Raw genomic sequence first — 11,836 nt, forward strand, 5'->3', positions numbered from 1 at the left:
TCTTTAATATCATGCTGGATATTAAAATAGACAAACTTGAATAAACAGCATGAGCAATTGATATTAGATCAATAACTGTCATTCCATTTCGCTGCGTTCAGAAGAAAGTGAGCGAAATACCTGCGGTGTCACGTTGTAGGTCTGACGGAACACTTTGCAGAAATAGCTGGTCTGGGAAAAACCCAGATTCTTGGCAATGCTGGCAATGCTCCAATCGCTGTGTTGTAACATCTCTCTGGCATTGGCCATCCGCTGCTGATTGACCCAGGCATTAAATCCGATGCCCTGATATTTTTTAAACAATTTGCTGAAGTAGTACGGGCTGAGATACACCTTGGCCGCCACTTCTTCCAGCCGTAGTTCTTCCGATAAATGCGTATCAATATAGCGCAATGCTTTTTTCATTTTGCTGTCATGGGGGTGAACTGGCCGTATTCTGCCCGGTTCTTTGCTGCCCATATTGTCGTTGATCACCACAAAATTGAGATGTTTTTTGAGGCAATTCTCAACAATCAACTTCAATAAATCTGCCGATGCAATCACTCGTGAAAAATCCATAACCGGCACATTATGGAACTCATCCATCAGTGCCGGGTTCTGCTGCCAGTGATTATCGACATTAAGTATATCAATCAGATAAACATCTGAGTGCAACCGCACCTGACCGCATAACACAAAACCCACTAAATGACCGGCAATAACCAGCGGAATAGAGAAATCGGTTAACCCAGCATGACAGCGATAAATGCAAGGCTCATTTGATTTTGAGGCTTCAAGGCCCCCGCAACGATCACTCATTCGGCAACGAAGATGGTTCACCGGGTCCTGGCGCATCAACTGACAAAATGGCGTAAAGTTAAAAAGATCAGAAATCTCTTCGCCGTGAATATTCACTACCACCACGGCCAGCCCTGTGGCCTGAGCAAAATCCTGCGCGATTTTATTTATGAGCTCTGAGTTTAGAGAACTGGCAGAAATCATGATAAAACCTCTCAGTTAATTTTAATTTATTGTTATTAAATTTCGCTTGTTGCTATAAATCATCCCTGCAATAAACCCTATGTTACTAATTTGTTATATTTACATTCCTATCAGCAAGTGGAAAACCTATTTCCCTGTGAAGGTTTAGCCTCTGGAAAAAATGAAGGAAAATAACAATTCACCTTACCAGAGTCATAATCAACAGGGGACTATAATCCGTCCATTAACCAGAATAGATCACGAAATTTCCTCATCTCGTTTCATAGATTCAAGATGAGGAAACTCACATTGATTTATAAACTGGCTTTTTCATCCTCTAATTTACAGGTATTGCAAGGCAGGTTTTTGCCAATGAAGAAGCGATAAACCGCCGCACCGAGGCAAGCACCAATAATAGGGGCGACAATCGGGATAATGAAATAAGGGATATCACGCCCACCCGTCATTGAGATTTTTCCCCAGCCGGCAAAGAAGGTAAATAATTTAGGGCCAAAATCACGCGCCGGATTCATGGCAAAACCGGTTAATGGCCCGGTTGAAGCCCCTATCACCGCCACCAGGATACCAATCAATAGCGGCCCTAATGCACCACGCGGTACCCCATTACCATCATCCGTCAACGCCATAATCAGCCCCATCAGAATGGAGGTAATAATGATTTCAACAAATGCGGCTTGCCATACACTGATAGCCGGTGAAGGGAAGGTACTGAAAATACTGGCCAGTTGCAGACTTTCCAGACTGCCACGTACCATCTGATGGGCGGTTTCAAAATCAGTAAATAAGTTGTGATACAACATATAAGACAGCGCCGCACCACCAAAAGCACCGGCAATCTGTGCAATGCTATAGGGAATGACTTTGCGCGCGGGGAAACAGGCAAACAACCATAAAGCAATGGTAATCGCGGGATTGAGGTGAGCACCGGAAATACCCGCGGTCAGATAAACTGCCAGTGAAATCCCCAACCCCCACACAATACAGATTTCCCACAAACCAAAACTGGCACCTGCCACTTTCATCGCCGCGAGGCAACTAATACCAAAAAACAAAAACAGCCCGGTGCCGAGAAATTCTGCTACACACTGAGCCTTAAGTGAGTCGTTCATAGGGTTACCCTGCTTGCGGTTAAATTAATACGTTATATACCCTAAATAATTCGAGTTGCAGGAAGGCGGCAATTGAGTAAATCCCCAGGAACTTACATAAGTAAGTGACTGGGGTGAACGAAAGCAGCCAACGCATATGCAGCTTGAAGTATGACGGGTATGGTATTGCACGGCCCTTGACCTGATCACTATAAAGAGACGGAAAATGAAAGTGTTGTCGTGATTAGCCATTAATTAAACAAAAAATAGAGTTCCTATAGCAAATTATTGCTATTACCTGGCCCAGAACCCCCTCAAAACCCGGTAAATAAGCAACTTATTGTCTAATTAATTAATGTGACTTTCTTGTCATTTATTCTTTCCGTTATTGTTATCAAGCTCGCAGTTTCTATTTTAATGTGAGCCAGCTTTCATCTTTATATTTGTGTGCGCGGGTAGCAAATAAAACAGGCGTTGTCACCGACTTATTTGTAATTATGAATATGCAAAAACCAATTATTATCACCAATCCATTAATAAATAGGCTTATAAAATAATCAGTTAAATGTTTTCATGACAATATTTTGTTATTTCGTCACTAACCATTCCCGCCAGTAAATTCAATACAGCCATTCTTTTTCATTGCTTGTTTGTATATTCAGTCTCAGCACGAACCTGACAACGTTATTACTGAATATAACAACATTATTTTTGAACATGCTATTTGTCGAGGTACTTATGCAACAAGAAGCACTAGGAATGGTGGAAACCAAAGGGCTGGTTGCAGCCATTGAAGCTGCTGACACCATGGTGAAATCGGCCAATGTGACGTTGGTAGGCTACGAAAAAATTGGCTCAGGTCTGGTCACTGTCATCGTCCGTGGTGATGTGGGAGCGGTTAAGGCAGCCACTGATGCAGGCGCTATCGCCGCTGCCAACGTCGGTGAAGTGAAATCAACCCATGTGATCCCACGGCCACATACCGATGTTGAGGCCTTTCTTCCCAAGGGAAACTTACCAAAGGGAAATAGCTAATGAAAAGCAATGACCTGGTCGACCAAATCATGGCGCAGGTGATAGCAAAAGTCAGTGAACACGCTCCGGCGTCTTCCGCACAACCATCTTATAAACAACCATCCTATAAACAACGAGATACGGCTATGGCTGAGAAAACTTGCAGTTTAACGGAATTTGTTGGAACCGCGATCGGTGACACGGTCGGACTGGTGATCGCCAACGTCGACAGCGCCCTATTGGACGCAATGAAGCTAGAAAAACGCTATCGCTCCATTGGTATTTTGGGCGCTCGCACCGGTGCTGGCCCGCACATTATGGCCGCCGATGAAGCAGTAAAAGCCACCAATACCGAAGTGGTCAGCATTGAATTACCGCGCGATACCAAAGGCGGTGCCGGTCATGGCTCGCTGATTATCTTCGGTGGTGATGATGTTTCCGACGTGAAACGTGCCGTTGAAGTGGCGCTGAAAGAGTTAGACCGCACATTTGGTGATGTTTACGCCAATGAAGCGGGTCATATCGAATTGCAATACAGCGCGCGTGCCAGCCATGCACTGGAAAAAGCATTCGGCGCACCGCTGGGCCGTTCTTGCGGCGTAATTGTCGGCGCACCGGCTTCCATTGGTGTTCTGATGGCCGATACCGCAGTGAAATCCGCCAATGTTGATGTGGTGGCTTACAGCTCTCCCGCACAGGGCACCAGCTTTAGTAACGAAGTGATTCTGGTTATCTCCGGCGATTCTGGCGCAGTCCGTCAGGCAGTGATTTCTGCCCGTGAGATCGGCAAAACGGTATTAGCAACGTTAGGTGCTGAACCGAAAAACGACCGCCCTTCTTATATCTGACGCCACAGTGAGGCTGTTTCATGAAATCGAAAAGATTTGAAGCGTTGGCGAAACGCCCGGTTAATCAGGACGGCTTTGTCAAAGAGTGGATCGAGGAAGGCTTTATTGCCATGGAAAGCCCGAATGATCCGAAACCTTCCATCAAAATTGTGAATGGTGTGGTGACTGAACTCGACGGTAAACCACAAAGCAGTTTCGACCTGATCGACCACTTTATCGCGCGCTACGGTATCAATCTGGCCCATGCGGAAGAAGTGATGAAAATGGATTCCATCAAGCTGGCCAATATGTTGTGTGACCCAAATGTGTCGCGCCGCACCATTGTTCCGCTGACGACCGCCATGACACCGGCCAAAATCGTCGAGGTGGTGTCGCACATGAACGTGGTGGAAATGATGATGTCGATGCAGAAAATGCGCGCTCGTCGGACACCATCACAACAAGCTCACGTCACCAACGTGAAAGATAACCCGGTGCAAATTGCCGCCGACGCGGCGGAAGGCGCATTCCGTGGTTTCGATGAGCAAGAAACTACGGTAGCGGTGGCTCGTTATGCGCCATTCAATGCCATTGCGCTGTTGGTCGGTTCGCAAGTTGGCCGCCCAGGGGTGCTGACTCAATGTTCTCTGGAAGAGGCCACTGAACTGAAACTGGGGATGTTGGGCCACACCTGTTATGCCGAAACCATCTCGGTTTATGGCACTGAACCGGTGTTTACCGACGGTGATGACACTCCGTGGTCGAAAGGTTTTCTCGCCTCATCCTATGCATCACGCGGTTTGAAAATGCGCTTCACCTCCGGTTCTGGCTCCGAAGTACAAATGGGCTATGCCGAAGGCAAATCCATGCTGTATCTCGAAGCGCGCTGTATTTATATCACCAAAGCCGCCGGGGTTCAGGGGCTGCAAAACGGCTCCGTCAGTTGCGTAGGTGTGCCGTCTGCGGTGCCATCGGGCATTCGCGCCATTTTGGCCGAAAACCTGATTTGCTCCGCGCTGGATTTGGAATGTGCATCCAGTAACGACCAAACCTTTACCCACTCGGATATGCGCCGTACCGCTCGCCTGCTGATGCAGTTCCTGCCGGGCACTGACTTCATCTCCTCTGGTTATTCCGCGGTGCCGAACTACGACAACATGTTCGCTGGCTCCAACGAAGATGCCGAAGACTTTGACGATTACAACGTTATGCAGCGCGACCTGAAAGTCGATGGCGGCCTGCGCCCGGTGCTGGAAGCCGACGTCGTGGCAATCCGCAATAAAGCTGCGCGCGCTCTGCAAGCAGTATTCGCCGGAATGGGCCTGCCGCCAATTACTGACGAAGAAGTGATTGCGGCGACCTACGCCCACGGATCGAAAGACATGCCGGAACGCAACATCGTTGAAGACATCAAGTTCGCGCAGGAAATCATCAGCAAAAACCGCACCGGCCTGGAAGTGGTGAAAGCCTTGGCGCAAGGCGGCTTTGAAGATGTGGCGCAGGACATGCTCAACATCCAGAAAGCCAAAATTGCCGGCGACTACCTGCATACCTCGGCGATCATCAAAGGGGATAACCAGGTGCTGTCAGCGGTGAATGACGTCAATGACTACGCGGGGCCAGCTACCGGTTACCGGCTGGAAGGTGCACGTTGGGAAGAAATTAAAAATATTCCAAACGCGCTTGATCCGAATGAGCTTGGCTAAGGGGTTCACGAAATGGTGGATATTAACGAAAAACTGTTACGCCAAATTATTGAAGGCGTATTGCAGGAAATGCAGGGAGACAACCATACCGTCTCCTTTAAGCAAGATACCCAACCTACGGCAACGGCTGCCGTGGCGTCAGGGGATTTTCTCACTGAAGTGGGTGAAGCCCGCCCCGGTACCCATCAGGATGAAGTGATTATTGCTGTCGGCCCGGCATTTGGCTTGTCGCAAACAGCCAATATTGTCGGCATTCCGCACAAAAACATTCTGCGTGAAGTGATTGCCGGTATCGAAGAGGAAGGGATCAAAGCGCGGGTTATCCGCTGCTTTAAATCCTCCGATGTGGCTTTTGTTGCCGTCGAGGGCAACCGCCTGAGTGGCTCCGGGATCTCTATCGGTATCCAGTCAAAAGGTACCACGGTCATTCATCAGCAAGGCCTGCCGCCACTTTCTAACCTGGAGCTGTTCCCACAGGCCCCGCTACTGACGCTGGAAACCTATCGGTTGATTGGTAAAAACGCCGCTCGCTACGCCAAACGGGAATCACCACAACCGGTTCCGACCCTGAATGATCAAATGGCACGGCCGAAATATCAGGCCAAATCCGCGATTCTGCACATTAAAGAAACCAAATATGTGGTGACCGGCAAGAATCCTCAGGAACTCCGGGTGGCGCTTTAACAAAGGAAAACACAATGAATTCCGAAGCTATTGAATCCATGGTTCGCGATGTGCTGAGCAAGATGAACAGCTTGCAAGGCCAAACGCCAACTACCGCTTGCGCTCCAGCGGCCAGCTCGCGCAGTGATGCCAAAGTCTCTGATTATCCATTGGCGAATAAACACCCTGACTGGGTGAAAACCGCCACCAATAAAACACTGGATGATCTGACGCTGGCGAACGTTTTAAACGGCAGTGTGACTTCACAAGATTTACGTATTACCCCGGAAATCCTGCGTATTCAGGCATCTATTGCCAAAGACGCAGGCCGCCCGCTGCTGGCAATGAATTTCGAACGCGCAGCTGAACTGACCGCCGTGCCGGATGACAAGGTACTGGATATCTATAACGCCTTGCGCCCATTCCGCTCAAGTAAAGAAGAGCTGAATGCTATCGCCGATGATCTGGAACAGACCTACAAAGCGACCATTTGTGCCGCCTTCGTGCGCGAAGCCGCCGTGTTGTATGTCCAGCGCAAAAAGCTCAAAGGCGACGATTAATCAATTTCTCAGAGGGTTATCACAATGTGCCCATGGCAGAGAGAACAGGCAGATCGTAAAGACGCCGTAAACCCTTTCCTGGGGGCTCGAGCCGCGCCGTCCTGGCGCGGACGCTTTACTCTTCTGCCTATCCTCTCTGCTCCAGATCGAGGCCTCGGAATATGTCAGCAGTATGGATTAATCAATTGGCCAATTGTTATACCCAATAGATTTCGTGTTGCAGGTAGGCGGCAAGGGAAAGCATCCCCAGGAGCTTACTCAAGTAAGTGACTGGGGTAATTGAGCGCAGCCAACACCGCTGCAACTTGAAAGATGAAGGGTATAGAGGAACGGGATATGGATTACATCGTCGGAGTCGACATCGGCAACTCATCAACGGAAGTGGCATTGGCACAATGTGCGGCTGAGGGTCAGTTGCACTTTGTTACCAGTACCCTAACCGAAACCACCGGTATCAAAGGGACGCAGCGCAACATCTTTGGCATCACTAAGGCGCTGAATATGTTGGTGGAAAAGGCCGGTATCGCACTCAGCGATATCAATCTTATCCGCATCAACGAGGCGACCCCGGTCATTGGTGATGTGGCGATGGAAACCATAACTGAAACCATTATCACTGAATCCACCATGATCGGTCACAATCCTAAAACTCCCGGTGGACTGGGGTTAGGTGTTGGCCTGACCATCACGATTGATGAGTTAGTCACGCGAGACCCTAACCAGCCTTACATTCTGGTGGTGCCCTCTGCAGTTGATTTTGCCGATGTGGCGGCCGTGGTCAATGCGGCTAACGGCGCTGGATACCGCATTACCGCGATTATCCTGCAACGGGATGATGGTGTACTGGTCAGCAACCGCCTCACACACCCCCTGCCCATCGTCGATGAGGTGCTGCATATCGACCGTATCCCAATGGGGATGTTGGCAGCGGTTGAAGTTGCCATGCCGGGTCAGGTGATTGAAACCCTCTCTAATCCTTATGGCATTGCCACGGTGTTCGGGCTGAGTGCAGAAGAAACCAAAAACATCGTTCCGGTGGCACGGGCTTTGATTGGCACGCGCTCTGCGGTGGTGGTGAAAACCCCAGAAGGCGATGTTAAAGCCCGCGCTATTCCGGCTGGGCATCTGGAGCTATTTGCTAACGGCCGCACAGTACGGGTGGATGTCGCCACCGGTGCTGAAGCCATCATGACCGCCGTCAACAGCTTCCGACATCTGGATAATGTCAGTGGCGAAGCGGGCACGAATATCGGCGGCATGCTCGAACACGTCCGTCACACTATGGCGGAACTGACCAACAAACCGACCAATGAGATCTTCATTCAGGATCTGCTGGCCGTTGATACTGCGGTGCCGGTCAACGTCATTGGTGGCTTGGCGGGTGAATTCTCGCTCGAACAGGCGGTGGGTATTGCCTCGATGGTGAAATCTGACCGCTTACAAATGGCACATATCGCCAGTGAAATCGAAAAGACGCTGAATATTGATGTACAGGTCGGGGGAGCGGAAGCCGAAGCGGCGATACTCGGCGCGCTGACCACGCCAGGGACGCGACGGCCACTCGCCATCCTCGATTTAGGGGCCGGTTCTACCGATGCCTCAATCATCAATGCACAAGGTCAAATTGTTGCCACCCATCTGGCGGGTGCTGGCGATATGGTCACGATGATAATCGCCTCTGAGCTGGATCTCCAGGACCGCTATTTAGCCGAAGACATCAAAAAATATCCCTTAGCAAAAGTGGAAAGTCTGTTCCACCTGCGCCACGAAGACGGCAGCGTTCAGTTCTTCCCACAACCGCTACCACCTGAAGTTTTTGCCCGATTAGTGGTGGTTAAACCGGAAGGGTTGGTGCCACTGCCGGGAGATTACGCACTGGAAAAAGTACGCAATATCCGCCGCAGCGCGAAAGAGCGGGTGTTTGTCACCAATGCGCTTCGCGCGCTACGTCAAGTCAGTCCGACCGGCAATATCCGCGATATCCCCTTCGTGGTGCTGGTTGGCGGCTCGTCGCTGGACTTCGAAATCCCGCAATTGGTCACCGACGCCCTTTCTCACTACAAGCTGGTGGCCGGTCGCGGCAATATCCGCGCCAGTGAAGGCCCGCGTAATGCGGTCGCCACCGGATTGATTCTGTCCTGGCAACGGGAGAATCACGCATGAACTTTACCCAAGATGCACCCGCCATTGTTATCAGCCTGACCTCGCCAACACCCGAGGCGGTCTGGCACCAAGTGTTACTAGGGATTGAGGAAGAAGGCATTCCCTGGCAGTGGCAGCAAGACGATGACACGGATGCCATTCTCCGCGCCTGGCAGGCGGCGACCCGCTCCCCACTATTGGTAGGGCTGGCGTGTTCTGCCGACGAAGTTATCGTGCATTTTCGTCATTTACCCCCCGCCAGCCCGCTGTTCCGGCAGCCACTGGCACAAGACGGAGACCCATTACGGCGGCTAGGCAACAACGCCGCCCGATTAGTCAAAGGCTTACCGTTTAAATAAGCACTTTCAAATAGCAGGGCGTTATCGGTGCAGGCAGTTTGGACTCGGCCAGCGCACAGCCACCGGAGCGTACACCTGGTGTTGTAAAAGCCAAGGTACGTGAGGATGGCGAGCACTGCACGTGTTCAAAATGGCAAACAAGATAGCCCTAACTTAATTATAAGGAACTCATATCTATGAACAACGCACTGGGACTCATCGAAACCAAAGGGCTGGTCGCTGCCATCGAAGCGGCTGATGCCATGGTCAAATCTGCCAACGTACAGCTCGTGGGCTACGAAAAAATCGGCTCCGGCTTGGTGACGGTCATGGTTCGCGGCGATGTTGGCGCAGTTAAAGCGGCGGTTGATGCCGGTTCTGCGGCAGCCAGCGCAGTGGGTGAAGTGAAATCTTGCCATGTGATCCCACGCCCACACAGCGATGTAGAAGCCATTTTACCGACCTCTGCCTAAGGGTAAGAAGAGGAGCACCGCGTGAAAACGTCACTGGGTTTACTTGAAGTTAGCGGTCTGGCGCTGGCGATTGGTGCAGCGGATGTCATGGCAAAAGCGGCATCCGTCACCCTGATTGGCATAGAAAAAACCAACGGCTCCGGCTGGATGCTAATCCGTCTGACCGGTGATGTGGCTTCCGTTCAGGCGGCAATCAGCACCGGAGCCGCCTTTGCCCAACTGCATCAAGGGCTGGTCTCAAGTGCGGTGCTGGCCCGTCCGGCAGATCCCCTAATGGCGTATTGGCAAGCGCCACACATTGAGCCAGCCGCTACTGAAACCACCACCTTGAGCGAACCTGCGCAACAGGTTGTCGCCGAAAGGGTTATGACAGCAAGCCCCACCATCGACGAGTGCGATGAAGCAGAAGCCCCACGACCTGCCGCTACCGCCACCGACGATGAACCAGAAATTGCCTTGGGTGTGGCAATAATGGATTTGGATGTCGCAAGACAAAGTGCAGAAAGTGAGGCCCCGCCAGCTCCTCGTGTGAGCTGCAATCTCTGCCTCGACCCGGCTTGCCGACGCCATAAAGGTGAGCCTCGCTTTCGCTGTCTTCACTTGGGTAAACGAGGAAAAGTCTGATGGAAAAAGCGTTACTGGAACCCGTTGTCAGTAAGATCCTCGACGAAATGCGTCTTCGTCCGATCCCGCTTGGGGTTTCCAATCGACACCTGCACCTCGCGGTGCAGGATTACCAACAATTGTTCCCCGATCAGCCGCTGATTGAGAAAAAAGCACTGCTCCAGCCCGGCCAGTTCGCCGCAGCTCAGACGGTGACCTTGGTTGGGCCGAAAGGCAGCTTGAAGAATGTCCGTATTCTGGGGCCACTGCGCAGCCAGAGCCAGGTTGAGATCTCCCGTACCGACGCCCGCACACTGGGTATCAATGCCCCTTTGCGGATGTCGGGCAATCTGGACGACACGCCCGCTATCCGGCTGGTCAGCCCCTATGGTGAGCTGGAATTGCCACAGGGTGTGATTGTGGCATTGCGCCATATCCATATGTCGCCACTGGATGCCCTTATCTATCGGGTCAAACATGGCGACCGGGTGCAAGTGGCCATCCACGGCAGTGGCCGTCGGTTGATCATGGATGATGTTGCTATCCGCGTTTCACCCCAAATGAAACTGGAAATGCACATTGATACCGACGAGGCCAATGCCGCCGGAGCCGATGACCCGGCGGCTTTTGCGACGCTGCTCCCCCCTGCACGGACAACGCAGCCATGAATCTGACTCAGGCGCAAACCGAACAGCTGGTCAGCCAGATTGTCACGCGGTTGGCTGAGCGCGAACGCCGGGTTCACGCCCTGTTATTGCCTCAGCTACGCGCCGGGCTGGATACATCGGTATTCCTGCACCATGCCACGCTGCATTTAATGTTGCCGGATTTGGCGTTTATCCATCAGCTGGCGCAGTTCGATACCACCTGTCCAGCGGTGCTGGCCTTGAACGAGGCCTGGTCGTGGGGCATGAAAGTGCATATCAGCCTGCACCGTCAACTGCTACCCGCCCTGCCCATGACGGCACTGCGCCCGTTGCCGCTAACTTTCAGTGACAACCAAGGTCTGGCGGTACGGCTACATACAGGCAAAGTATTGAGTTATCGCGATATTGCCACACTTGACCCCGGCTGGTTGCTGATTGCCAGCTCTACGTTGGTTACACCGCTGGCGCAGGAAACACTGTCAGCCCGTCACATTCAACTGTTAAGGCAGGAGTAAATCATGCAACTGGCCCGAGTGGTAGGTTCGGTGGTTTCAACACAAAAGTCGCCGACGCTGATCGGTAAGAAACTACTGTTGGTGCGCCGTGTCGCCGGTGATGGCTCACTGCCTCCGGACAGCAACACGCCGGATGAAGTGGCGGTCGACTCTGTTGGCGCAGGTCAAGGTGAACTGGTGCTGCTGTCCGGTGGTTCCAGCGCGCGGCGCGTTTTTGCCGAACCGAATGATGCCATCGACCTGGCGATTGTCGCTATCGTCGATGAATGCTCTTACTGA

The 11,836-nt window shown here is 51.7% G+C and carries 14 protein-coding genes; 12 read left to right on the forward strand and 2 right to left on the reverse strand.

Annotated elements, in window-relative coordinates; all coding sequences use genetic code 11:
- Positions 1-78 precede the first annotated feature (78 nt).
- Complete coding sequence (pocR, locus tag HU019_RS13005) at positions 79-981, reverse strand: transcriptional regulator PocR (RefSeq protein WP_005168458.1); 903 nt, start codon at positions 979-981, stop codon at positions 79-81.
- A gap of 293 nt (positions 982-1,274) precedes the next feature.
- Positions 1,275-2,090: a propanediol diffusion facilitator PduF gene (gene pduF, locus HU019_RS13010; protein WP_004699353.1), complete on the reverse strand. Its 816-nt coding sequence runs from the start codon at positions 2,088-2,090 to the stop codon at positions 1,275-1,277.
- Between the two features lie 717 nt (positions 2,091-2,807).
- On the opposite strand from pduF, the gene pduA reads away from it, so the two are divergent.
- From pduA to HU019_RS13070, 12 genes are all read left to right on the forward strand, one after another.
- Positions 2,808-3,104: a propanediol utilization microcompartment protein PduA gene (gene pduA / locus HU019_RS13015; protein ID WP_005157689.1), complete on the forward strand. Its 297-nt coding sequence runs from the start codon at positions 2,808-2,810 to the stop codon at positions 3,102-3,104.
- The gene (pduB, locus tag HU019_RS13020; protein WP_019080985.1) at positions 3,104-3,931 is read left to right on the forward strand and encodes a propanediol utilization microcompartment protein PduB; all 828 of its coding nucleotides are present in this window, start codon (positions 3,104-3,106) and stop codon (positions 3,929-3,931) included. Before pduA ends, pduB begins: the two co-directional genes overlap by 1 nt.
- A 20-nt stretch (positions 3,932-3,951) precedes the next feature.
- Positions 3,952-5,616, forward strand: coding sequence for a propanediol dehydratase large subunit PduC (gene pduC / locus HU019_RS13025; protein ID WP_005168448.1), 1,665 nt, complete (start codon positions 3,952-3,954; stop codon positions 5,614-5,616).
- 15 nt (positions 5,617-5,631) lie between these two features.
- Positions 5,632-6,300 (forward strand): propanediol/glycerol family dehydratase medium subunit, encoded by a 669-nt coding sequence (locus HU019_RS13030; RefSeq protein ID WP_174847382.1) that lies wholly within the window; start codon positions 5,632-5,634, stop codon positions 6,298-6,300.
- A 14-nt stretch (positions 6,301-6,314) separates the two neighbouring features.
- Positions 6,315-6,839 carry a propanediol dehydratase small subunit PduE gene (gene pduE, locus HU019_RS13035; RefSeq protein WP_011816692.1) on the forward strand — a complete coding sequence of 175 codons (525 nt, stop codon included), beginning with the start codon at positions 6,315-6,317 and terminating at the stop codon, positions 6,837-6,839.
- 336 nt (positions 6,840-7,175) lie between these two features.
- The gene (locus HU019_RS13040) at positions 7,176-9,002 is read left to right on the forward strand and encodes a diol dehydratase reactivase subunit alpha (protein ID WP_174847334.1); all 1,827 of its coding nucleotides are present in this window, start codon (positions 7,176-7,178) and stop codon (positions 9,000-9,002) included.
- Complete coding sequence (locus tag HU019_RS13045) at positions 8,999-9,340, forward strand: glycerol dehydratase reactivase beta/small subunit family protein (protein WP_174847335.1); 342 nt, start codon at positions 8,999-9,001, stop codon at positions 9,338-9,340. Before HU019_RS13040 ends, HU019_RS13045 begins: the two co-directional genes overlap by 4 nt.
- Positions 9,341-9,516: 176 nt before the next feature.
- Positions 9,517-9,792: a propanediol utilization microcompartment protein PduJ gene (pduJ, locus tag HU019_RS13050; RefSeq protein WP_004388818.1), complete on the forward strand. Its 276-nt coding sequence runs from the start codon at positions 9,517-9,519 to the stop codon at positions 9,790-9,792.
- A 21-nt stretch (positions 9,793-9,813) separates the two neighbouring features.
- Positions 9,814-10,416: a BMC domain-containing protein gene (locus HU019_RS13055; RefSeq protein WP_174847336.1), complete on the forward strand. Its 603-nt coding sequence runs from the start codon at positions 9,814-9,816 to the stop codon at positions 10,414-10,416.
- Positions 10,416-11,063 (forward strand): phosphate propanoyltransferase, encoded by a 648-nt coding sequence (locus HU019_RS13060; protein ID WP_174847337.1) that lies wholly within the window; start codon positions 10,416-10,418, stop codon positions 11,061-11,063. The genes HU019_RS13055 and HU019_RS13060 overlap by 1 nt, the downstream gene beginning before the upstream one ends.
- Entirely contained in the window at positions 11,060-11,557 is a 498-nt protein-coding gene (gene pduM, locus HU019_RS13065; protein ID WP_174847338.1) for a microcompartment protein PduM, read from the forward strand. Before HU019_RS13060 ends, pduM begins: the two co-directional genes overlap by 4 nt.
- Before the next feature lie 3 nt (positions 11,558-11,560).
- Entirely contained in the window at positions 11,561-11,836 is a 276-nt protein-coding gene (locus tag HU019_RS13070; RefSeq protein WP_004699362.1) for a EutN/CcmL family microcompartment protein, read from the forward strand.

Source organism: Yersinia artesiana, assembly GCF_902726545.1.
Taxonomy (GTDB): Bacteria; Pseudomonadota; Gammaproteobacteria; order Enterobacterales; family Enterobacteriaceae; genus Yersinia; species Yersinia artesiana.